Genomic DNA, 22962 nt, shown 5'->3' on the forward strand with positions numbered 1-22962 from the left:
CCTGGAATGACGGCGCCGGATCACATCCGGCGCCGCCTGAGGCGATCAGTCAAAGCGCCAGCGCACGCCGGCATAGACGCCACGGCCTTCGCCTGGCGTCGAGCGCGCGACATCCTTGCCGGCGTCGTCGTAGCCCGGCGTGACCGTGGCCGCGTAGTGGCGGTTGCCGATGTTGCGCATCTCCGCCCACGCCTGCCAGCGGCCACCGGGTGCGTCGTAGCCGATGCGGCTGCCGAAGATCACATGGCTGTCGGCCCAGTAGCTGTTGGCGTAGTCCACTGCGATGCGCGAGGCGTATTCGGTGTTCAGTGCAGCATAGAGGCCCGAGGCGTGATCGAAGCGCAGCTCGGCCTGGTAGCTGTGGCGCGGCAGGCCCGGCAGGCGGTTGCTGCCGAAGCGCGCGTCGTGGCGGTAACGGAAATCACTGAAGGTGTACGCCTGGCGCAAGGACAGGCGCCCCGGCGCGGCCTGCCACAGCGTGCTGTCCAATCCGGCTTCGATGCCACGGTGCACGGTGGGGCTGGCGTTGTTCTCTGCGATGAACAGGTTCGGTACCGGTTGCAGCTCCACGCTCAGCAGCTCGTGGTTGACGTGCGCGTAGTAGCCGGTCAGTTCCCAGCGCCCCAGCACAGCGTCGCCGCGCGCACCCAGTTCCAGCGTGGTGGCGGTCTGGTTCTGCATCGGTACCGGCGCGCGCTGGCGGCCGGTGGAGGGGCCATTGCCCGGCCCGAAGTACTGGTTCGAGCCCCAGATCATCGACCACGGATGCGGTGCTTCCACCGAGCGGCTGAGGTTGCCGAACCACTGCGTCTGCGCGCTGTGCTGCCAGGTGAAGCCCAGCCGCGGCGCGTAGTCCCAGTCATGATCGCGCAGTCGACCGCCGCTGTTTGGCCAGGTCACCTGCACGTCGCGGCGGGTGTTGATCAGCGCCAGCCCGGTCTGCATGCGCAGGCGGTCGTTGAAGGTGAGGATATTGCTGACGTGCAGCGTGCTGTCGGTGCCGTGGTGGCGGAAATCACGCGTGCGCGTGCCGGCGGCATAGCCGTTGCTGGCAAAGCGCAGCGACTCGCGCACGTCGGCGTCCAGGTCGTGGGTGACGCGCAGGCCGACCATGGTTTCACTGTCCAGCCCGAACAGCCGGTGGCGGTGGCGATAGTCCAGCGTGGCGTTGAGGTTGGCGTAGTCCAGTTGCTGGCGGTACAGGCTCTCGTTCAAGTCCATCGGGTACGTGTGATAGACCAGGCCGGCCTGCAATGAGGAGTCCTCATCGATCTGCAGCGTGGTGACATTGCCCACCCAGGCGCTGCCGGGTTGCGGGCGGCGCGCATCGATGGCCAGGTTGGCTGGATTGGCCGCATGCGGATCGTTGCGGATCTGGTCGCGGGTCAGGCGCCCGGGCGTTTCGTGGTTGGTTTCGCGATAGCGCACGAAGAAGCGCGTCTGCAGGTCGGGCGTGATCTGCCAGCCGATGTTCGCCATCGCACCTTTACCGTCGCCACGCGCATGGAGCTGGTAGCCGTGGAATTCGGTATCGGTGTAGGCCAGGAAGTAATCGACGTCGCCGCTGACACCGCCCCAGCTGAGACCGCGCTTCTGGTAGCCACGGCTGCCGGCCTCGTAACGCAATTGCACGCCAGCCGAATCACGGCCGTTGCGGCTGACGTAATCGATGGCACCGCCGAGTGCCAGCGCGCCACGTTCGAAACCATTGGCCCCGCGCAGCACCTCCACGCGCGACAGCCACAGCGGTTCCAGCAGTTCGTAGGGCGTGCCGCCCGGTCCGGTCAGCGGCAGGCCGTCGATCGCCACGGCGATGCCCGAGGCATGCGCGCCCGGCCCGCGATTGATGCCCGAGCCACGGATCGAGATCTTGGTGCCCTCGTTGCCCGGCGACTGCGCGCTGATACCCGGTTGGTAGGCCAGTACATCGGCACTGCTGGACAGTCGACTGTCGGCCTTGGCCACGTCGATGACGTTGCTGGCGCCAGGCACGCGGTTCAGCGCCTCGCGCGCCTGGGCACTGGCATCGGCGGCAGCGGTGACCCGTACGGCATCAAGGGTGGTGGCCTGCGGTGCGGCGACGGCAGTGGAAGCCAGGCCGAGGGAAACTGCCAGGAACAGCAGGGACGGGGTGGGACGGTGAGACGGGAGCGACATGCGGGAATGCTGTAAACCACGAAAGTGGCGCGCAAGTTAACAGGTCGCGGACGGTACGTCACCCATCACCGGCGTATGGGGGCGGGTGCGCCTGTAGAGCCGAGCCCATGCTCGGCTATCGCGCGCAGCGCGGGTTTCCTTCGCTCGAAACGAAGAGCAGCCGAGCATGGGCTCGGCTCTACAGAAAGTTACGGCGAGGGCTTGGCCAGCGCTTTGGCCTTTGCATACAGCCGATCAGCCGCTTCTCTTTCGCCCAATGCCGCATGGCACTCAGCCAGGCTGTCCCACGCGTTGGCCGAATCCGGATACAGCTCGGCGTTGAGCGCGAACACTTTCAGTGCTTTGCTGGCACCCAGACTCTCGCGGATGGCATAGCCACTGGCGTTGATCGCACGTTCCAGCTCGCTGCCCGTCACCCGATTGTCATCGCGCAACCAGCTGCGTATCGCCTGGGCACCGCCAGCGTCATCATCCAGCGCATACGCGATCAGCCGCTCGGACAGCACCGCATGCGGAAACTCCTCGGGCGCGACCACCGCCATCGTGCTTTCCACCAGCGTGCTCGACCACACATTGCGCGCACTGCCATTGGTCAGGTACACGAATACCCAGTAGCCATTCGCCAGCGTGCCCTTGTAGGCCAGCCGCGCACGCACTCGGGTGCCGCCATCATGGCCGACCTGGGTGTAGCCGTCGCTGCGGGTGGTGTCCCAGCCGGTGGAGAAGAAATTTCTGCCGCCGCCGGTCAGCTTCTGCGGCTGCCACAGCGTTTCCAGCGTGGCCGTGCGCAGCAGCTTGCCGGTGGCCAGTGCCTGCAGGAAAAGGTTCATGTCACCCACGGTGGTCTGCAGATCGGCATGGCCCCAGCCGTAGTCCGGCCAGGGATCTTCATTGGCCGTCTGTAGTTGGCCGTCCTTGCCAATGTAAGGAACTGCCGCGAGCTGGGCCGGTACGCTGGCCACGCCCCAGGAGGTGCTGGCCATCTTCAGCGGCTGCAGGATGCGCTCGCGCGCGATGGCCGGGAAGGGTTTGCGATAGTGCGCTTCCAGCAACGCCGTCAGCACCAGGTAGTTGGCCTGGGTGTACTGCACACGGCTGCCGGTGGCGAACTGCATCGGCGCGGCCGCGGCGACCTTCAGGGCTGCCGCAAGATCCGGCGCGACGCCACTGTAGCCCTTGCTGATCCAACGGTTGTCGACGCGGTCGTAGTACTCGCCGATGCCCGAACTGTGGTTGAGGAAGTCGCGCACCGGGATCGTCTGCCATGCGGCCGGCAGGTCCGGTACATAACGGCTGGCCGGCGCATCCAGATCCACCTTGCCCTGGTCGACCAACTGCATCACCAGCGTGCTGGTCAGCAGCTTGGCCATCGACTGCGCAGTGAAAATGGAATCGACGGTGGCCGGCGCGTGGGTGGCCGGATCACGATCGCCGCTGGCGCCCTGGTAGAGCACCTGACCGTTGTGGGCGACCAGCACCGACTGGCCGGCAATGCCGTAGCGCTCGCGATTGGTCTGTAGCTGCGCGTCCAGCTGCGCGGTGAGCCCCCCTGGAACGTCACGGGCCGAAGCGGGCAGGGCGATGGCCAGGGCACAGAGCAATAGGACAGCAAGCGTGCGGTACATCGCGGTGTTCCGTCAGCGGCGATGGCGCATCTTGGTCACGGTGGAAGAGCAGGTCAAGCAGGTAGAGCCGAGCCGATGCTCGGCTGACTTTGGGCCAGACGTCGTGCACTCGGAAAAAATCGAGCCGAGCATGGGCTCGGCTCTACAGGTAGTTCCGGTAGCGCCGGGCCATGCCCGGCGGCAGTCGTGCAGGGATGCGATCAGCCGAGGATTCCCGGCAGATCCAGTCCCTTTTCCTTCGCGCAGTCGATCGCGATCTCATAACCCGCATCGGCATGGCGCATCACGCCAGTGGCCGGGTCGTTCCACAGCACGCGGCCAATCCGCTTCGCCGCCGCTTCGGTGCCATCGCAGACGATGACCATGCCGGCATGCTGCGAGAAGCCCATGCCGACGCCGCCACCGTGGTGCAGTGAGACCCAGGTCGCGCCGCTGGCGGTATTGAGCAGGGCGTTCAACAGCGGCCAGTCGGACACGGCATCGGAACCATCGGCCATCGCCTCGGTTTCGCGGTTCGGCGATGCCACGCTCCCGCTGTCCAGGTGGTCGCGGCCGATCACCACCGGTGCCTTCAGTTCACCGTTGGCCACCATCTCGTTGAAGGCCAGGCCCAGACGATCGCGATCACCCAGGCCGACCCAGCAGATGCGCGCCGGCAGGCCCTGGAACTTGATCTTCTCGGCGGCCATGTCCAGCCAGCGGTGCAGGTGCGGGTTGTCCGGAATGAGTTCCTTCACCTTGGCATCGGTCTTGGCGATGTCTTCCGGGTCGCCACTCAGCGCCGCCCAGCGGAATGGGCCGATGCCACGGCAGAACAGCGGGCGGATGTAGGCCGGCACGAAACCGGGGAAGTCGAAGGCATTGGCCACGCCTTCTTCCAGCGCCATCTGCCGCAGGTTGTTGCCGTAGTCCACGGTGGGTACGCCCAACGCGTGGAAACCGAGCATGGCGCGGATGTGGTTGGCCATCGACGCGCGCGCGGCCTTCTCCACTTCCTTGGGGGCGGACACGCGCTTGTCGTCCCACTGCTCGACGGTCCAGCCCTGCGGCAGGTAGCCGTTCACCGGGTCGTGCGCGGAGGTCTGGTCGGTCAGCAGGTCCGGCTTCACGCCGCGGTTGAGCAGTTCGGCCAGCACGTCGGCAACGTTGCCGAGCAGGCCCACCGACTTCGGCGTTCCGGCCTTGCACGACTCCTCGATCAGGCGCAGCGCTTCGTCAAGATTGTCGGTCCAGGTGTCCAGATAGCCGGTGCGCAGGCGCATGTCGATGCTGCTCTTGCGGCACTCGACGGCCAGGCAGGAGGCGCCGGCCATCACGGCAGCCAGCGGCTGTGCACCGCCCATGCCGCCCAGGCCACCGGTGAACAGCCACTTCCCGGTCAGGTCGCCACCGAAATGCTGGCGGCCCATTTCCACGAAAGTCTCGTAGGTGCCCTGCACGATGCCCTGCGCGCCGATGTAGATCCAGCTGCCGGCGGTCATCTGGCCGTACATGGCCAGGCCCTTCTTATCCAGCTCGTTGAAGTGGTCCCAGTTGGCCCAGCGCGGAACCAGGTTGGAGTTGGCGATCAGCACGCGCGGCGCATCGGCATGGGTGCGGAACACGCCCACCGGCTTGCCGGACTGCACCAGCAGGGTCTGGTCGTCGTCTAGGCGCTTGAGCGTTTCGACGATGGCATCGAAGCTCTCCCAGTCACGCGCGGCGCGGCCGATGCCGCCGTACACCACCAGTTCCTGCGGCCGCTCGGCCACGTCCGGGTGCAGGTTGTTCATCAGCATGCGCAGCGGCGCTTCGGTCAGCCAGCTCTTGGCGTTGAGCGTGGTGCCGGTCGGCGCGGCGATGGTGCGGGACGGGTCGTTGCGGGTCATGCGGCGCTCCGGTTCGTAGCGAATTCAAGGCAGGCGTTGAGCACCTGCGCCAGGGTGTGGCGCAGTGGTGCGGCGTGGTCGGGGTCGAGCGGGGTGGGCCAGCTGTGCTCGTCCACCTGGTCGGGCAACGGTTCGTGCATGTAGCCGCGGCAGGCCAGCTCCATCTGCAGGCTGTGCACGCCGCCGGCGACGTTGCTGTAGTGGCGGGTGATCCAGCCGCCCTTGAAGCGGCCGTTGCGCACCTGGCTCATGCCGCTGATCTTCAGCAGGTTCTCCACCACGTCGCTCAAGGCGTTGTCGCAGGAGGTGTCTGGTGCGCCGGACGGGCCGGCGGTACCGAGGTTGAACTGCGGCAGTTCGCCGTCGAACAGGTGCGGGATGTGCGAGCGGATCGAATGCGCGTCGTACACCACCACGGTGCCGTGGCGTGCACGCAGGCGGGTGATCTGTGCGGCCAGCGCATCGTGGTAGGGCAGGAAATACGTGTCGCGGCGACGGGCGATTTCTGCGTCGTCCGGTTCGCGCCCGGCGTGGTACAGCGGCTGGTTGTCGAAGGTGGTCAGCGGGCACAAGCCGGTGGTGTTCTGGCCCGGGTACAGCGACACGCCGCTGGGATCGCGGTTGAGGTCGATCACCGAACGTGAGATCGCCGAGCGCACTGTGGTCGCGCCCATGCCGCGCACGAAGTCGTACAACTCGTGCACCCACCAGTCGGCGTCGCGGCGTGCCAGCCACGGCGAGTGGTAGTCGCCGATCAGGTCGTGCGGCACCTCGCTGCCGGTATGCGGGAAGCTGACGATCAACGGGGCGTCGCCCTCGTGCACCGTCAACCATTCGGGATGGGTGTTCATGCCTGCGGTTCCACGGTCGGCAACAGGTCGGTCAGGCCACGTGCCAGCGCGCCGCTGCGCACCAGGTGGGTGGCGGTCACCATGTCCGGGTGGAAGTAGCGGTCTTCTTCCAGCGTCGGCACCTGGGCACGCAGGGTGGCGCGCACGTTCTCGAGCGCGGCGCTGGAGCGCAGCGGGGCATGGAAATCACAGCCCTGCGCGGCGGCCAGCAGCTCGATGCCGATCACGTTGGCGGCGTTCTCGGCCATCTGCATCAGGCGGCGTGCACCGTGCGCGGCCATCGACACGTGGTCCTCCTGGTTGGCCGAGGTGGGGATCGAATCGACGCTGGCCGGGTAGACGCGCTGCTTGTTTTCCGAGACCAGCGCGGCGGCGGTCACCTGCGGAATCATGAAGCCGGAATTCAAACCCGGGCGCGGGGTCAGGAAGGCCGGCAGGCCGGACAGCGCCGGGTCCACCAGCATCGCCAGGCGGCGCTCGCTGATCGAGCCGATCTCGCACACCGCCATCGCCAGCATGTCAGCGGCGAAGGCCACCGGCTCGGCGTGGAAGTTGCCGCCAGACAGTGCTTCGCCGGTATCGGTGAATACCAGTGGATTGTCGGACACGCCATTGGCTTCGATTTCCAGCGTGGTCGCGGCCTGGCGGAGGATATCCAGCGCCGCGCCCATCACCTGCGGCTGGCAGCGCAGGCAGTACGGGTCCTGCACGCGCACGTCGTTGTCGCGGTGCGATTCGCGGATGTCCGAGCCCTGCATCAGCGTGCGGAGCGTGGCGGCGGTGGCGATCTGCCCGCGCTGGCCACGGATGGCATGGATGCGCGGATCGAACGGCGTGTCCGAACCCTTGGCCGCTTCCACCGACAACGCGCCGGTGACCAGTGCCGCCTGGAACACGGTTTCGATGTCGAACAGGCCGGCCAGCGCATAGGCGGTGGAGAACTGGGTGCCGTTGAGCAGCGCCAGGCCTTCCTTCGCGCCCAGTTCGATCGGCTGCAGGCCGGCACGCGCCAATGCGTCGGTTGCGGGCAGGCGTTCGTCACCGATGAACGCTTCGCCCACACCCAGCATCACGCTGGCCAGGTGCGAAAGCGGTGCCAGATCGCCGGAAGCACCCACCGAGCCCTGCGCCGGCACCACCGGCAGCACGCCCTTGACCAGCATCGCTTCCAGCAGCAGCAGCGTTTCCTCGCGGATGCCCGACGCACCCTGCGCCAGGCTGACCAGCTTCAGCGCCATCATCAACCGCACCACGCTGGCCGGCATCGGCTCGCCCACGCCGGCGGCATGCGAGAGCACGATGTTCCGCTGCAGGGTGGCCAGGTCTTCGCGCTCGATGCGCACGCTGGCCAGCTTGCCGAAGCCGGTGTTGATGCCATACACCGGCGCGCCCTTGGCGACGATGGCGGCCACCGCCGCAGCGCTGGCGCGCACCACCGGCAGCGCAGCCGGGTCCAGTGCAAGCGGCGCACCGCGATAGACCTGCCGCCACTGGGCGAGAGTGACATGGCCGGGGCGAAGAACCAGGGTGTTGCTCATGTGTTGCTCCAGGAGGCAGGCAGGTCGGGCTGACCGCGCACCACGCGCGCGTGCAGCGGGTTGAATCCAATGCGATAGACCAGATCGGCGGGGGCGTCGATGTCCCAGATCGCCAGGTCGCAGTCCATGCCGACAGCGAGTCGGCCGATGCGCTCGCCATGGCCCAGCGCGCGCGCCGCTTCACGGGTGAAGCCGGCGATGCACTCGTCCACGGTCAGGCGGAACAGGGTGGCGCCCATGTTCATCGCCAGCAGCGGGCTGGTCAGTGGCGAAGTGCCCGGGTTGCTGTCGGTGGCCAGTGCCAGTGGCACGGCGGCCGCGCGCAATGCAGCGATCGGCGGCAGGGTGGTATCGCGGGTGAAATAGAAGGCGCCCGGCAGCAGCACGGCCACGGTGCCGGCGGCGGCCATCGCGGCGATGCCAGCGTCATCCAGATGTTCAATGTGGTCGGCGGAGAGCGCACCGAAGCCGGCCGCCAGTTCGGCACCGTGCTGGTTGCTCAGCTGTTCGGCGTGGATCTTCACCGCCAGCCCGTTCGCCCTCGCTGCCTCGAACACCTGTCGCGCCTGCGCCGGGGAAAACGCGATGTTCTCGCAGAACACGTCCACCGCTTCGGCCAGGCCTTCGGCAGCGATGGCCGGAATCATCACGTTGCACACCTCGTCGGTGTATTCCTGCGCCTCGCGGCCCGGCGGAATCGCGTGCGCGCCGAGGAAGGTGGTGACCACGTTGACCCGGCATTCCTCGCCCAGTGCGCGCGCAACCTGCAGCTGCTTGCGCTCGTCGGCCAGGGTCAGGCCGTAGCCGGACTTGATCTCGATGGTGGTCACGCCTTCGGCGCGCATCGCCAGCAGGCGTGGCCGGCTCTCGCTGGCCAGCTGCCCGGGCGTGGCAGCGCGGGTGGCGCGCACGGTGGAGACGATGCCGCCGCCGGCACGGGCGATGTCGGCATAGCTGACGCCCTGCAGGCGCTGCTCGAATTCGTTGGCGCGGTTGCCGGCGTAGACCAGGTGGGTGTGGCAGTCGATCAGGCCCGGCGACATCCAGCGACCCTCGCCGTCGATGCGGGTGGTCGGCTGCAGGTGGGTATCGCTGCCGGCGGCACCGACGTGGACGATGCGCCCGTCCGCGCAGGCCAGTACGCCATCGCGGATGACGCCCAGGCCCTCGCCGTCGAGGGTGATCAGGTGGACGTTGGACCAGAGGGTATCGACGTGCATGGCATCCACAACGCGGCTGTGCTTATATGTCTATACAATATAGGCGTCCATTTCGGGTTGTCCAGCCATGTCCGATTCGCGTTCCCAGCTCAGTTTCCATGCCACCTACGCCCTGCTGGCCCAGGGCTGGGCCCGCGATGTCCGGCTGCAGGTCCAGGACGGCCGCATCACGGCGATCAGCATGGGGCAGGGCGCGCAGGACGGTGACACCCGCGTCGGCATCCTGGTGCCGGGCCTGCCCAACCTGCACAGCCACGCGTTCCAGCGCGGCATGGCCGGCCTGACCGAGATCGGCGGCGGCGACGGTGACAGCTTCTGGAGCTGGCGCGAACTGATGTACCGCTTCCTGGCCCACCTGCGCCCGGACGCGGTGCAGGCCATCGCCGCCCAGGCCTACATGGAAATGCTGGAAAGCGGCTTCACCCGCGTCGGCGAGTTCCACTACCTGCATCACGATGCCGACGGCCAGCCGTATGCCGATCGCGCCGAGATGAGTGCGCGCATCGCTGCCGCCGCCGCGCAGACCGGCATCGGCCTGACCCTGCTGCCGGTGTTCTACGCCCACGCCGATTTCGGTGGCGCGCCGCCGAATCCGGCGCAGCGCCGCCTGATCCATGATGTCGAGGGCTTCGCGCAGCTGCTGGACGCGGCGAAGCCGGCGTTGGACGCGCTGCCCGACGCGGTGCTCGGCATCGCCCCGCACAGCCTGCGCGCGGTCACCGGGGAGGAGCTGGACGCGCTGCTGCCGCTGACCGATGGCCCGGTGCATATCCATATCGCCGAGCAGATGCGCGAAGTCGAGGCCTGCCTGGCCTGGAGCGGCCAGCGCCCGGTGCAGTGGCTGTACAACCATGTGCCGGTGGATGCGTGCTGGTGCCTGGTGCATGCCACCCATATCACCGATGACGAGCGCGCGGCCATCGTGGCCAGCGGTGCCGTGGCCGGGCTGTGCCCGATCACCGAGGCGAACCTGGGCGACGGCCTGTTCCCGATGCAGGCCTTTGCGCGCGAGGGCGGCCGTTTCGGTGTCGGCTCCGATTCCAACGTGTTGATCGATGCCGCCGAAGAACTGCGCCTGCTCGAATACGGCCAGCGGCTTACCTTGCGCGGGCGCAACGTGCTGGCCCCGGATGCCACCCGCAGTACCGGTCGTTTCCTGTTTGAAGGCGCACTGCACGGTGGTGCGCAGGCGCTGGGCGTGGCTGCTGGCCTGCAGGTCGGCGCCAGCGCCGATCTGGTTGAGCTGGACGCCGCGCACCCGGCGTTGCAGGCGCGGCAGGATGACGCATGGCTTGACAGCTGGGTGTTCGCCGCACGTAATGGCGCGCTGCGATCGGTCTGGCGACATGGCCGCCAGTGCGTGGCCGAGGGCCGCCACCTGCAGCGCGAGGCGATCACCACCGCCTTCGCCGCCGCCCTGAAGGGCGTGCTGGGCTGATCGCCTCCGCCACCGGGACCCCATTACGTGAAGGCCAGCAAGTCCGCCACGCTCAACCAGCGTATCCGCAGCGATCTGGAAAGCCGCATCCTCAGCGGGGAGTGGGCGCCGGGCTTCCGTATTCCCTACGAGCACGAGCTGATGGAACAGTACGGCTGCTCGCGGATGACGGTGAACAAGGTGCTGACCGCGCTGGCCGAGAGCGGCATGATCGAGCGTCGCCGTCGTGCGGGTTCGTTCGTAGCGCGGCAGCCGCCGCACCTGGAGCAGGTGGCGCTGGAAATTCCCGATATCGCCATGGAGGTCGGCTCGCGCGGCCACCTGTACGGCTACCGGCTGCTGCAGCGCGAGCTGCGCCTGGCCGAAAGCAGCAATGCCGGCGAGGTGGAGCTGGCCGGCCAGCAGCAGCTGCTGGCGATGCGCTGCCTGCATCTGGCCGATGGCCGCCCGCTGGCACTGGAGCATCGCCTGATCAGCCCCGTCGGCGTGCCCGAGGTGCTGGAGGTCGATTTCAGCACCACCGCGCCTGGCAGCTGGCTGCTGCAGAACGTGTCGTGGACGCGCGCGCAGCACCGCATCAGTGCCTGGGGCGCGGACACCGCCAGCGCCCAGCTGCTGGACGTGAAGCCCGGCACCGCCTGCCTAGTGATCGAGCGCCTGACCTGGCGCGGCGAACAGCCGATCACCCGCGTGCGGCAGGTGTTCCTGGGGGATGCCTGGGACCTGGTGGCGCGCTTCGCGCCGGGCGCGCGATAGGGATTCCATCCACGCATGGCGTGGATCAACGGGTCTGGAACGGCTGTCGTCTTGAACTCTGTTGATGCGTGTGTACGATGTGTATCGTCCCTGCATGAAGAGCAGGGACCTCATCCGGGATCTGGAGGCGGCAGGTTGGACCTGTTGCAGGATCCGGGGATCCCATCATGTATTCGTGCACCCGCACCGGTCCCACATCATCACCGTGCCTCACCCCCAAAAGGATCTGGGCAAGGGTCTGGTGCTGGCGCTGCGGAAACTGGCAGGACTGACGTAGGAGGTCCCATGCGCTATCCAGTCTTGATTGAGGCCGGCGATGAACGCACCGCGTGGGGTGTCATCGTTCCCGATCTGCAGGGGTGCTTCTCGGCGGCCGACACGCTTGACGATGCACTCAGTGCGGCCGAGGAATCTGCGCTTGCCTGGATCGATGCGGCCCTGGATGAGGGGCGCTCGATTCCGAATCCTTCTGCGCCACAGAAGATCGTCGCCGAGGCTCCCAGTGGTACGGCCTGGATTCTTGCCTACATCTGCATTGATCCATCCCTGCTGGACGACACCATCGAGCGGGTCAACATCAGCCTGCCGCGTCGCATCCTGGCGAGGCTGGATGCGCAGGCCAGGGCGGCCGGCGAATCCCGCTCCAGTTACATTGCGCATCTCGCGGCGTTGGGCTGAGCAGGCGCCATGTAGAGCCGAGCCCATGCTCGGCTGCTGTTCGCGTGATGGGCGATGAGTCGGGGGATTCGTGCATCGGGATTCAGTAGATCCACGCCATGCGTGGATGCTCGCCCCCATCAATACGTGGCGCATTGCCGCCAGCGTACCGGCTCATTCACGCCGGGGCGGGCATTGAGCTGGATGCGCACGTTGCGCAGCGCGGGATAGCGCAGCACTTCCTCGCACACGCGTGGCCACACGGCTTCCAGTTCACCGGTGCGGTTGATCGCCAGGGTCTGCCGGGTCAGCCAGACACCGCTGGCGATACCAGGCTTGCCGGCCAGGGCGCGGGCCAGATCGGCCTGGAAGCGCTCCAGGGTGGCCGCGTCCGGATTGGGATTGCTGCGCTCATCGGTGGCCGCCGCCGTCGGCGAGGGCGCCGCAGTGATGGGCGATGCAGCCTCGCTCGCTTCGGGTGCTGCGTCGGCTGCGGGGGCGTCCGCTGGCGACGGGGCAGTCTCCACTGGCAACGGGGCAGTCTCCCCCGGCGCTGGGGTAACGGGCGCGGTGTCCTCCACATGCAGGCCCTGCAGGCCGAGCCCGACCAGCAGGCCCAGCGTCACCGAACCCAGCGCGGCGATAGCGATGCGGCGCAGCGCCTCATGCCGCGCACGGGTGCGCACGCGCGATTCGATGTCCGCCGGCAGGTAGGGTTGCAGCAACGGCCACAGGCGGGGGCCATCAAGGACTTCCACCGCCTGCTTCTCGGCAGCGCTGCGGCCATCGCGTTCGATCCGGCCTTCGGTCAGCAGCACGCCACCCTTGGCGCCGGCCAGGCGCGCGGCGGCGCCCAGTTCGTTCACCGCGGCGGTACCAATGCGATAGGCCAGGCCGTGCTTGCACGACACCAGCCAGGTGTTGGGGCCATCGCTGAGCAGGAAGTCGCTGCTGGGCTCGCGTGATTCTTCGGTGGTATCGCTGAGTTCACGCAGGCCGCGCTGTTCGCGCAGCATGCGCTTGACCAGCACCGAGAATTCGCGCCAATGCATGCCGGCCAGCGCCTGCAGGCCCAGTTGCATCTCCTTCTGCCGCCGCTTGATCCACCACAGATAGACAACGGCCAGGGAACAGGTAAGCAGGGCCGACAGCAGGGCCAGGATCCAGGGAAGCATGCAGGAGGTGCGCGGAAGGGGCGAATGCGGAAGACGACAGTGTAAAGGTCGCACTATCCGGCTGGGTCAGGACGTTCCTGGCAGGAAGCGTGACGGAACGCTCAGATCGGCATATGGCAGGCACGAAAAACCCGCCAATCCTGAAGCCGTGAGGGGAGGGAACAAACGGCAGCCGAAGCGATTGGCGGGTTGCTCGCGATTGTCAATCAAAATTTATTGCATTGCAACAATCGATGTTCAGGGCACGCTGCCCGGCGACTGATGGCTGCCCGGTGCGGGGGCATCGGCGCCCGAGGCCGCACGGTTTTCCAGCTTGGCCAGCCGCGCGTGCAGGGCGTCGATACGGGCTTCCAGCGCGGTCACCTCGTCGGCAGTGGGCACGTGCAGGCGCTTGAGCACGCCCTGCACCTGGTCGTCGAAGGCTTTTTCGACCTTGTTCCAGGTGCCGGAGGCCTTTTCGCGGGCCTCATCCAGCGAGGTTTCCACGTTGTCGCGCCAACCCGGGCCCTGCTCGCTGTTGCGTTCACGGCGGCGGGCCTCCCAGGCTTCGCCTTCCTTCACCAGGCCATCAAAGAATCGGCTGCCTTCGGCCTGGGCCCGGCCCAAGGCCCCCAGGCCGGCCAGCCAGACCTGCTGGGCCGAGTCACTGAGCTTGCGCGAGAAGCGCTCGGCCTGGTCACCGAACGAGGCGTCGTCGTTGCGGCGGTCATCGTTTTCGTACTGGTTCATCGCACTTCCCGTGGGAGTTGGGCTTGGCCCGAGAGTAGCGCGCGTTGGCGTTGCACGGCCGTGACGGCCGCCGCCGGGGTTCAGCCCAGCTTTTCCTTCAGCACGCGCTGGATCTCGCCTTCGACCATGCCTTTCATCGCCGACAGCAGGAAGCCCAGCTTGGCGGTCACGCGCACGGCGCCCGGCTGCAGTTCGATCGCGCCATCCACGCCGCTGCCGGAGAAGTTCAGTACGTCGGCGGTCCAGGACGACTTCAGGCCGAAGCGCTCGGACAGCTTGGCGGCAACCTGTTCGATCGCGGCGCGTGCCTGTGCGTCGGGCAGGGCGTGGGCGTGGCGGACATCGATGGTGGACATGCGGGCTCCTGGCGCAGGGCGGGGATGATCTATGAGGGCGAGCATTGTGCGCATCGAGGGCCGTCGCGCCAAGCACTCATCGCAGGTTCTTCTTCGTTGGCGGCCAACCTGCTAGGCTGCGCCGCGTGCAGAACCTGCTTGTTCACTTCAGTCAACAACAACAGCCCGACCAGCCGCTGCGGCCCGGGGTGCAACGCATCGTGCGCCAGGCCAACGGCAGCGTACGGCTCGGCGACGCCGGCCACGGCGCCCTGCTGCTGGCGCAGTTCTGCATGGATGATCGCGGCCTCTGGCTGCAGGTCGGCAACGGTATCCGTGGCATCCACGTGAATGGTCGCCCGGTGCGCCGCATGGCCCTGCTGCGTGCGGGCGATGCGGTGTACGTGGACGGCGTGGAAATGGTCCTGCAGGGTGAGGTGGAAAGCCTGCTGCAGGCGCCCGCACCGAAGAACGACGACGGCAACGATGAGCAGCAGCGTCTGCTGCGTGGTGTCGGCGGCCTGCATCATGGCCGCAGTTTCACCCTGTCGCGTGCCCGCCTGGTCGGTCGCGGCAGTGAGGCCGACATCGCGATCGACGATCCGGCCTTCGCCGAACAGCACGCCCGCGTGGAAGTGCACGGTGATCGTGTGCTGCTGCGCGACCTCGGTAGTGCCGACGGCACCCGGGTCAACGGCGTGGCCGTGCGCCACTGCTGGCTGCAGGCCGGCGACCAGGTGGTGTTCGATGGCCAGCACCGGTTTGTGCTGGAAGTGCCGCACGACCCGCGCCGGCGGCCGCTGCCCGATGAGGACGAGTCCAGCGAGGACGCGGAACAGGCGCCGGTGCTGCCGGCTGCACCGCGCAGGGTCCGGCGCTGGCCGTGGCTGCTGGCCAGCGCCTTGTTGCTGGCGGCAGTGCTCAGCCTGCTGCTCTGGTTCGGCGCGCGCTGATCCGCATCCGCCGGGTCCGCTCTGGTGGGTGCCGACCTTGGTCGGCACGCTCCTCCGGTGGGCATGACGCCTGACGGCGTACGCCGACCAAGGTCGGCGACTACCGGAGCATTGCTGCGGGCCAATGGATTCCAATGAAACCAAATTTCCCTTGCGCCACAAGGCCGCAAGGCTGGTGCACTGCGGCATACTAGGGGTCTTGCCCCACAGGTGTGACATGACGCGCGCGTTCAACTTCAGTGCCGGCCCTGCAACCTTGCCGGAATCGGTCCTGCGCCAGGCGCAGGCGGAAATGCTGGACTGGCACGGTTCCGGTGCCTCCATTGTGGAAATGAGCCATCGCGGCGCGGAATTCATGTCGGTGGCCGCCGAGGCCGAGGCCGACCTGCGTCGCCTGCTCGATATCCCCGACGACTATGCGGTGCTGTTCCTGTCCGGTGGCGCCACCACTCAGCAGGCGCTGATCCCGCTCAACTTCGCCGCCCCCGGCCAGCGCGCCGACTATGTGGTCAGTGGCCACTGGGGCAAGACCGCGGTCAAGCAGGCCGGTGTCTACGTCGACGTCAACATCGCCGCCAGCAGTGAGGGCGACGGATACCGCACCTTGCCGCCGCGTGCCGATTGGCAGCTCTCGCCCGGTGCGGCCTACGTGCACATCACCGCCAACGAGACCATCCACGGCGTCGAGTTCCGTGATGTGCCCGACACCGGCAACGTCCCGTTGATCGCCGATTTCAGTTCGTCCATCGCCAGCGAGCCGCTGGATGTGCGCCGCTACGGCGTGATCTACGCCGGCGCGCAGAAGAACCTCGGTCCGGTCGGCATCGCGGTGATGATCATCCGCCGTGACCTGCTCGAACGCAGTGGCCAGCCGCGCGCGGACATCTTCGATTACCGCTCGCACGTCGCCCGCGATTCGATGCTCAACACCCCGCCGACCTGGAACTGGTATCTGGCCGGCCTGGTGTTCAAGTGGATGCTGGCCGAGGGCGGCGTGACCGAGTTCGCCAAGCGCAACGCCGCCAAGGCCGCGTTGGTATACGGCGCCATCGACGGCTCCGGCGGCTTCTACCGCAATGAGGTCGCACATGCGGCCCGTTCGCGGATGAACATCCCGTTCTTCCTGCCCGATGCCGAACTCGACGCCCGTTTCGTCGCCGAAGCCAAGGCTGCCGGCCTGCTGGCGCTGAAGGGCCACAAGGTGGTCGGGGGCATCCGGGCCTCGCTGTACAACGCCATGCCGCTGGCTGGGGCCGAGGCGCTGGTCGCTTTCATGGCCGATTTCCAGCAGCGTCACGGTTGAGCAATGAATGGCGCGCACCGTCGGGTGCGTGCCCCGCAACAGGGAATTCCGATGGCAAGCAGCAAATCCAGCAAGAAGGCGCCGAAGAAAGCCGAACCGGCCAAGGACAGCGCGCCCACCAAGGCGAAGGGCAAGGCCAAGGCCGCGTCGAACCCGGCGCCCACCCTGGCGCCGCTGGCGCTGGCCGATGTGCGCTCGAAGATCGACCAGATCGACCGTGACATCCAGAACCTGATCGCCGAGCGCGCGCGTTTCGCCCACCAGGTCGGCAAGGCCAAGGGCAAGCTGGCCGCCGCTGTCGACTACTACCGCCCCGAGCGCGAAGCGCAGGTGCTGCGCATGGTGGTGGACCGCAACGAAGGCCCGCTCAGCGACGAGCTGCTGGTGCACGTCTACCGCGAGATCATGTCGGCCTGCCTGGCCCAGCAGGAGCCGCTGAAGATCGGCTACCTCGGCCCGGAAGGCACCTTCAGCCAGCAGGCCGTGCTCAAGCACTTCGGTCGCTCCGCGCTGGGCCTGCCGATGGCCAGCATCGAGGAAGTGTTCCAGGAAGTGGAAGCGGGCAACGCCGATTTCGGCGTGGTGCCGGTGGAGAATTCAGGGCAGGGCACCATCCAGATCACCCTGGACATGTTCCTGACCTCGAACCTGAAGATCTGTGGCGAAGTGGAGCTGCGCGTGCAGCAGTACCTGATGTCGCGCAGCGGCCGCATCGAGGACATCGAGCGCATCTACGCGCACCCGCAGTCGTTCATGCAGACCTCGGCGTGGCTGCGTGCCAACCTGCCGAAGGCCGAAAAGATCCCGGTGTCGAGCAATGCCGAGGGCGCACGCCGTGCGCGCAACGCCGACGACGCGGCGGCCATCGGCGGCGAGAGCGCCGGCCATGTGTACGGCCTGAAGAAGGTGGTCACCAAGCCCATCCAGAACGATGCAGACAACACCACCCGTTTCCTGGTGGTGGGCCGCAACATCTTCCCGACTTCCGGTCACGACCGCACCTCGGTGCTGGTGTTCATCCATGACAAGCCCGGTGCGCTGTTCGACGTGCTCAGCCCGTTCGCCCGCCACGGCATCAGCATGAACCGCATCGAGTCGCGGCCGTCGCACCACGGCAAGTGGGAGTACGGCTTCTTCATCGACCTGGCCGGCCACATCGACGACGCGCCGATGCAGGCTGCCCTGGCCGAACTGGAAGCGCACTCGGCGCAGATCAAGGTGCTCGGCTCCTACCCGGTGGCCGTGCCCTGAGTGCTGCTGCGGCGGCAACGGCCGCCGCTCCCTGATGCATCGCCGGCACTGCCGGTGTTTACGGAATGATCGAACGATGAGCAACGCGCAACACTGGATTGCCCGCAAGGGCCAGCCGCTGCAGGGCAGCCTGACCATTCCCGGCGACAAGTCGGTCTCGCACCGCTCGGTGATGTTCGCCGCGCTGGCCGATGGCACCTCGCATATCGAAGGCTTCCTGGAAGGCGAAGACACCCGCGCCACCGCGCGCATCTTCAGCCAGCTCGGCGTGCGCATCGAAACGCCCAGCCCGTCGCAGCGGATCGTGCATGGCGTCGGCGTCGATGGGCTGAAGGCCCCAGACGCACCGCTGGACTGCGGCAATGCCGGTACCGGCATGCGCCTGCTGGCCGGCCTGCTGGCAGGCCAGGCCTTCGATTGCACGCTGATCGGCGATGAATCGCTGTCGGGCCGCCCGATGCGTCGCGTCACCGGCCCGCTGTCGCAGATGGGCGCGAAGATCGACACCCAGGACGACGGCACGCCGCCGCTGCAGGTGCATGGCGGCCAGTCGCTGCACGGCATCGACTTCGCCTCGCCGGTGGCCAGCGCACAGATCAAGTCGGCGGTGCTGTTGGCCGGACTGTACGCGCAGGGCGAAACCCAGGTGACCGAACCGCATCCGACCCGTGACTACACCGAGCGCATGCTGTCGGCGTTCGGAGTGGACATTGAATTCTCGCCGGGCAAGGCGCGCCTGCGTGGCGGCCAGCGCCTGCGCGCCACGGACATCGTGGTGCCGGCCGACTTCTCGTCTGCGGCGTTCTACCTGGTGGCCGCCAGCATCATTCCCGGTTCCGAGCTGCGCCTGAAGCAGGTCGGCCTGAACCCGCGTCGCACCGGCCTGCTGCATGCGTTGCGCCTGATGGGCGCGGACATCACCGAAGAGAATCCGGCCGAGCAGGGCGGTGAGCCCGTCGCTGATCTGGTGGTGCGCTACGCTCAGCTGAAGGGTGCACGTATCCCGGAAGCGCTGGTGCCGGACATGATCGACGAGTTCCCGGCGCTGTTCGTGGCGGCTGCGGCCGCAGAAGGCCAGACCGTGGTGAGCGGTGCGGCCGAGCTGCGGGTGAAGGAATCCGACCGTCTTGCGGCGATGGCCACCGGCCTGCGCGCGCTGGGCATGCAGGTGGACGAAACCGAAGACGGTGCCACCCTGCACGGCGGCGTGCGCCTGGGCAGCGGCACCATCGAAAGCCACGGCGACCATCGCATTGCCATGGCGTTCGCCATTGCCGGCCAGATCAGTGACGGCGAAGTGCGCATCAACGATATCGCCAACGTCGCCACGTCGTTCCCGGATTTCGACGGCCTTGCGCGCAGCGCCGGTTTCAACCTGGCCTGACCGGCACCGCAACCGCCGGGCGTGGCCCGGCGCTACCGGACACGGTGTGGGTAGCGCCGGGCCCATGCCCGGCGGATCGCATTCCGCGGTAGCTGCCGACCTTGGTCGGCACGCTTTTCCGCATAAAAGGACGGAGGCCGAAGCCTCCGTCTAAACATCACGAGCCCCTCGTCCGCGATCAACGCTGCTCGGTACGGAAATCCACCGGGACCCGCACCACGCTGGCGATGGCACGGCCTTCGTGCATCGCCGGCTGGAACTTCCAGTTCTGCACAGTGCTCAGCACTGCGCGGTCCAGATCGCGACTGCGCTCGCCGCTGCGCGAAACGATCGCGGCATTGGCGACGTTGCCGCGGGTATCGACACTCAGGCTGGCGATCACGCTGCCCTGCACGCCACTACGCAGCGCGGCGGCGGGGTAGGTGGGCATGCGGTTGCTGGCCAGCGGCCGGGCCTCACGATTGCGCACTACCGGGGCGGCCTTCCGCGAAGCAGTAGCGGGGGCTGCCTGGGGCGCGGCAGGGGCCGCTGCATCCGTCACCGCTGCCTCCTCGGGGGCGGGAAGCATGCGCTCACCAACTGGCGCCGGTGCCACGTCTTCCTGGTTCGAATGACGCAGCCAGAGCAGGGCGGCCGCAAACATCGCCACGATCAGCGCGATCCACATCCAGGGCGACGTGGGTTTGTGCTGCAGGTTGGAATCTTCCTGCAGATGCGGCGAATGAAGGTCTTCGTGGGTGGTGGCAGCCATCGCTAACTCCTTCCGTCAATGGACGACATGGGAAGTGTTGCGCGAGCCACGGACGAGAAGTGTCAGCGTTGCGTCAACGCCACCGGCAGGGTTCAGTTTGCCTGCCGGGAAGCGTTCAGTTACTGCGTCTTGAAGTCGAACGGCACTTCAATGCTGCCGGGGACGGCCTGGCCGTTGCTCTGCGCCGGAGTGAAGCGCCAGCGGCGCACGGCGTCTGTGGCGGCACGGTCGAGCTCGCGTGAACCGCTGCGCTGGATCACCGTGGCGTTGTTTGGATAGCCAGTGGCGTCCACGTCCACCCGCACCACCACGGTGCCGGTCTCGCCAGCGCGCAGCGCGGCAGCCGGGTAGGCGGGTGGCGGCGACTGGCCGGCAATCGGCATCGGCTGGCTGTTGCCGGTGGCCGCCGGCGCAGGGCCCGGTGCGGCCGGGGTTGCTTCAGCGATGGGGGCAGGCGGCGGTGGGGCCGTTTCGACCAGCTTTGGTGCTTCTTCCTCTACCGGGGCCGGCTTGGCATCGGGCATGTCGCTGGAACCGGCCGCAGCGGCCAACGGCTCCGGCAGGGGCTCGATCTGGGCGGTTTCCTGCGGGGTCTGCGCGGCAGGATCGGCGCGGAAGAACTCCTTGTCGCGACCGGTCAGCCAGACCAGCACGAACAGCAGCACGCCCACCCCGAAGGCGATACCGGCGATCTTCAGGGCATTGCGCGGGATATGCACAGTGAACGACTTGGCGGACGACGAGCGGGGTGCAGACATGGACCGGACCAGTACGGAATGGCTCGATTCTGCCACGGCGGGAATGAACCGGGCGGCAGAAATCCGTATAACAAGCGATAATCCCATCCCTGATACCCACCACGACACCTGCCATGCTTGATCCAGCCCTGCTCCGCCACCAGCCCGCCGACCTCGCCGAACGCCTGCGCACCAGCCGCGGCTTCGAGCTCGACGTGTCTGCCCTGGAGTCCCTGGAGGCCGATCGCAAGCGCATCCAGGTGCGGACCCAGGAGCTGCAGAGCCTGCGCAACAGCCGTTCCAAGGCCATCGGCCAGGCCAAAGCCAAGGGCGAGGACGTTTCGGCCATCATGGCCGAGGTTGCCGCCTTCGCCGACGAGCTGAAGGCCTCGGAAGTGGCGCTGGACGAGCTGCGCGAGAAGATCGAAGCGATCTCGATGGGCATTCCGAACCTGCCGGCCGATGACGTGCCGGCCGGTGCCGACGAGAACGACAACGTTGAGCAGGCGCGCTGGGGCACCCCGCGCCAGTTCGATTTCAAGGTGCTTGACCACGTCGAACTGGGCGCCCGCAACGGCTGGCTGGACGGCGAGACCGCGGCCAAGCTGTCCGGCTCGCGCTTCACCGTGCTGCGCGGCCCGATCGCGCGCCTGCACCGTGCGCTGGCCCAGTTCATGGTCGACCTGCACACCGGTGAGCACGGCTACGAGGAAACCAACGTGCCGCTGCTGGTCAACGCCGATTCGCTGCGTGGCACCAGCCAGCTGCCGAAGTTCGAGGACGACCTGTTCAAGACCGCCGTGGGCGACTCCACGCGGTACCTGATCCCGACCTCGGAAGTGCCGCTGACCAACATCGTGCGCGATGAGATCGTCGACGCCGAGCGCCTGCCGCTGCGCATGACCGCCCACTCGATGTGCTTCCGCGCCGAGGCCGGCAGCGGCGGCCGCGACGTGCGCGGCATGATCCGCCAGCACCAGTTCGAGAAGGTCGAACTGGTCTCGATCAGCCGCCCGGAAGACAGCGATGCCGAGCACCAGCGCATGACCCGCTGTGCCGAAGTGGTGCTGGAGAAACTGGGCCTGCCGTACCGCAAGGTGCTGCTGTGCACCGGCGACATGGGCTTCTCGGCCATCAAGACCTACGACCTGGAAGTCTGGCTGCCGTCGCAGCAGACCTACCGCGAGATCTCCTCGTGCTCGAACTGTGGTGACTTCCAGGCCCGTCGCATGCAGGCGCGCTGGCGCAACCCGGCCACCGGCAAGCCGGAACTGGCACACACCCTGAACGGCTCGGGCGTGGCGGTTGGCCGCGCGATGATCGCGGTGATGGAGAACTACCAGAACGCCGATGGCAGCATCACCGTGCCGGAAGCGCTGCGCCCGTACATGGGTGGGCTGGAAACCATCGCCTGACAACCGGCGCGTTGCGCCGCCGCCCGAGCATAGGCTCGGGTGCTACAGATCCATGTAGAGCCGAGCCTATGCTCGGCTGCTCCTGCCCATCGCCAGTCGCATTGATTGTCGGGGCTCCGCGCCGCCGCCCGAGCATAGGCTCGGGCGCTACAGATCCATGTAGAGCCGAGCCTATGCTCGGCTGCTCCTGCCCATCGCCGGCCGCATTGATTGTGGGCGCTCGGCGCCGCCGCCGAGCATGGGCTCGGCGCTACTGGGTCTCTGTTGCCCGCAGCTTCTCCAGGGGTACCCATCCCGGTTCGCCGGTCTCCGGCACGCACCACGCCCAACCATTGAGCGTGCGCAGCCCACGCAGCAACTGCCCGGGATCCACATCCAGTTCCCGCGCGCAGTAATCCTCCGTGGCAAACGCGTCACCCTGCGCATCGCGACCGATCACCGGTGCCGGCACGAATCCGGGCTGCTGCCCCTCGGCCTCGCACAGGAACCAGTCCTTCCAGCCCTCCGGGCCTTCATAGCGTTTGCCCACCGTCAGCGCCTGGCCGCGGCGCAGGGTGATCGGGTGTGGAAATTCGCTGCGGTGCGCAGTGGTCACGATGTAGTTCATGGCCCACTGTACCGTTTCCGCCGGGCATGGCCCGGCGCCACCTTCCGGATCCGATAGCGCCGGGCCATGCCCGGCGGGCGGGAATCGGTCCACAAAAAAACGGCCCCGCAGAGCGGGGCCGTCAGGGTGGGCCGGGATGGGGGAGGGGATCCCGGCCCGCGTTCAGCGCCTCGACGAGGAGTGAGCGGCGCCGAACGCTGGAACGCTTATTC

21 protein-coding genes are annotated in these 22962 nt (G+C 67.5%); 9 read left to right on the forward strand and 12 right to left on the reverse strand.

Going from position 1 to position 22962, the window contains the following annotated elements:
* Positions 1 to 45: 45 nt before the first annotated feature.
* The 6 genes from QRO91_RS07785 to hutI all read right to left on the reverse strand — a co-directional run bounded on the left by QRO91_RS07785 (position 46) and on the right by hutI (position 9259).
* Positions 46 to 2157 (reverse strand): TonB-dependent receptor domain-containing protein, encoded by a 2112-nt coding sequence (locus tag QRO91_RS07785; RefSeq protein ID WP_049427581.1) that lies wholly within the window; start codon positions 2155 to 2157, stop codon positions 46 to 48.
* A gap of 188 nt (positions 2158 to 2345) precedes the next feature.
* On the reverse strand, positions 2346 to 3782 hold the full coding sequence (locus QRO91_RS07790) for a serine hydrolase domain-containing protein (protein WP_285310356.1): 1437 nt from the start codon (positions 3780 to 3782) through the stop codon (positions 2346 to 2348).
* A 200-nt stretch (positions 3783 to 3982) separates the two neighbouring features.
* Positions 3983 to 5650, reverse strand: coding sequence for a urocanate hydratase (gene hutU / locus QRO91_RS07795; RefSeq protein WP_049427583.1), 1668 nt, complete (start codon positions 5648 to 5650; stop codon positions 3983 to 3985).
* Complete coding sequence (hutG, locus tag QRO91_RS07800) at positions 5647 to 6501, reverse strand: N-formylglutamate deformylase (protein WP_049427585.1); 855 nt, start codon at positions 6499 to 6501, stop codon at positions 5647 to 5649. The genes hutU and hutG overlap by 4 nt, the downstream gene beginning before the upstream one ends.
* Entirely contained in the window at positions 6498 to 8039 is a 1542-nt protein-coding gene (hutH, locus tag QRO91_RS07805) for a histidine ammonia-lyase (RefSeq protein ID WP_197650496.1), read from the reverse strand. Before hutH ends, hutG begins: the two co-directional genes overlap by 4 nt.
* Entirely contained in the window at positions 8036 to 9259 is a 1224-nt protein-coding gene (gene hutI, locus QRO91_RS07810; RefSeq protein ID WP_197650497.1) for an imidazolonepropionase, read from the reverse strand. Before hutI ends, hutH begins: the two co-directional genes overlap by 4 nt.
* A gap of 67 nt (positions 9260 to 9326) precedes the next feature.
* Here hutI and QRO91_RS07815 point away from each other — a divergent pair, with 67 nt between their 5' ends.
* The 4 genes from QRO91_RS07815 (at position 9327) to QRO91_RS07830 (ending at position 12131) form a co-directional block, all read left to right on the forward strand.
* Positions 9327 to 10697 (forward strand): formimidoylglutamate deiminase, encoded by a 1371-nt coding sequence (locus QRO91_RS07815; protein ID WP_049427591.1) that lies wholly within the window; start codon positions 9327 to 9329, stop codon positions 10695 to 10697.
* A gap of 27 nt (positions 10698 to 10724) precedes the next feature.
* Positions 10725 to 11453, forward strand: a complete 729-nt coding sequence (gene hutC, locus QRO91_RS07820) for a histidine utilization repressor (protein WP_049427593.1) — start codon at positions 10725 to 10727, stop codon at positions 11451 to 11453.
* A gap of 94 nt (positions 11454 to 11547) precedes the next feature.
* Complete coding sequence (locus QRO91_RS07825; RefSeq protein WP_049427608.1) at positions 11548 to 11730, forward strand: type II toxin-antitoxin system HicA family toxin; 183 nt, start codon at positions 11548 to 11550, stop codon at positions 11728 to 11730.
* Between the two features lie 8 nt (positions 11731 to 11738).
* Positions 11739 to 12131, forward strand: coding sequence for a type II toxin-antitoxin system HicB family antitoxin (locus QRO91_RS07830; protein ID WP_049427595.1), 393 nt, complete (start codon positions 11739 to 11741; stop codon positions 12129 to 12131).
* 119 nt (positions 12132 to 12250) lie between these two features.
* Here QRO91_RS07830 and QRO91_RS07835 read toward each other — a convergent pair whose 3' ends face one another.
* The 3 genes from QRO91_RS07835 to QRO91_RS07845 form a co-directional block, all read right to left on the reverse strand.
* Positions 12251 to 13285, reverse strand: coding sequence for a restriction endonuclease (locus QRO91_RS07835; protein ID WP_049427597.1), 1035 nt, complete (start codon positions 13283 to 13285; stop codon positions 12251 to 12253).
* A 237-nt stretch (positions 13286 to 13522) separates the two neighbouring features.
* Complete coding sequence (locus QRO91_RS07840; protein WP_197650498.1) at positions 13523 to 14014, reverse strand: phasin family protein; 492 nt, start codon at positions 14012 to 14014, stop codon at positions 13523 to 13525.
* An 80-nt stretch (positions 14015 to 14094) separates the two neighbouring features.
* The gene (locus tag QRO91_RS07845; protein ID WP_005417302.1) at positions 14095 to 14370 is read right to left on the reverse strand and encodes a polyhydroxyalkanoic acid system family protein; all 276 of its coding nucleotides are present in this window, start codon (positions 14368 to 14370) and stop codon (positions 14095 to 14097) included.
* Between the two features lie 125 nt (positions 14371 to 14495).
* On the opposite strand from QRO91_RS07845, the gene QRO91_RS07850 reads away from it, so the two are divergent.
* From QRO91_RS07850 to aroA, 4 genes are all read left to right on the forward strand, one after another.
* Positions 14496 to 15302 (forward strand): FHA domain-containing protein, encoded by an 807-nt coding sequence (locus QRO91_RS07850; protein WP_197650499.1) that lies wholly within the window; start codon positions 14496 to 14498, stop codon positions 15300 to 15302.
* 217 nt (positions 15303 to 15519) lie between these two features.
* The gene (serC, locus tag QRO91_RS07855; protein ID WP_049427601.1) at positions 15520 to 16605 is read left to right on the forward strand and encodes a 3-phosphoserine/phosphohydroxythreonine transaminase; all 1086 of its coding nucleotides are present in this window, start codon (positions 15520 to 15522) and stop codon (positions 16603 to 16605) included.
* Between the two features lie 51 nt (positions 16606 to 16656).
* Positions 16657 to 17856, forward strand: a complete 1200-nt coding sequence (pheA, locus tag QRO91_RS07860; RefSeq protein WP_006452477.1) for a prephenate dehydratase — start codon at positions 16657 to 16659, stop codon at positions 17854 to 17856.
* Between the two features lie 76 nt (positions 17857 to 17932).
* Positions 17933 to 19240 carry a 3-phosphoshikimate 1-carboxyvinyltransferase gene (gene aroA / locus QRO91_RS07865; RefSeq protein WP_197650500.1) on the forward strand — a complete coding sequence of 436 codons (1308 nt, stop codon included), beginning with the start codon at positions 17933 to 17935 and terminating at the stop codon, positions 19238 to 19240.
* Between the two features lie 178 nt (positions 19241 to 19418).
* On the opposite strand, the gene QRO91_RS07870 is transcribed toward aroA, so the two are convergent.
* Both QRO91_RS07870 and QRO91_RS07875 read right to left on the reverse strand, forming a co-directional pair.
* On the reverse strand, positions 19419 to 19991 hold the full coding sequence (locus QRO91_RS07870; protein ID WP_049430059.1) for an energy transducer TonB: 573 nt from the start codon (positions 19989 to 19991) through the stop codon (positions 19419 to 19421).
* Between the two features lie 119 nt (positions 19992 to 20110).
* Positions 20111 to 20749, reverse strand: a complete 639-nt coding sequence (locus tag QRO91_RS07875) for an energy transducer TonB (RefSeq protein WP_049430060.1) — start codon at positions 20747 to 20749, stop codon at positions 20111 to 20113.
* A 113-nt stretch (positions 20750 to 20862) separates the two neighbouring features.
* On the opposite strand from QRO91_RS07875, the gene serS reads away from it, so the two are divergent.
* Positions 20863 to 22143, forward strand: coding sequence for a serine--tRNA ligase (serS, locus tag QRO91_RS07880; protein WP_049430061.1), 1281 nt, complete (start codon positions 20863 to 20865; stop codon positions 22141 to 22143).
* 250 nt (positions 22144 to 22393) lie between these two features.
* Here serS and QRO91_RS07885 read toward each other — a convergent pair whose 3' ends face one another.
* The gene (locus QRO91_RS07885; RefSeq protein WP_049427676.1) at positions 22394 to 22750 is read right to left on the reverse strand and encodes a variant SH3 domain-containing protein; all 357 of its coding nucleotides are present in this window, start codon (positions 22748 to 22750) and stop codon (positions 22394 to 22396) included.
* Between the last annotated feature and the right edge of the window lie 212 nt (positions 22751 to 22962).

It is taken from the genome of Stenotrophomonas maltophilia group sp. Smal32, assembly GCF_030237085.1.
In the GTDB taxonomy this organism is placed as follows: Bacteria; Pseudomonadota; Gammaproteobacteria; order Xanthomonadales; family Xanthomonadaceae; genus Stenotrophomonas; species Stenotrophomonas maltophilia_Q.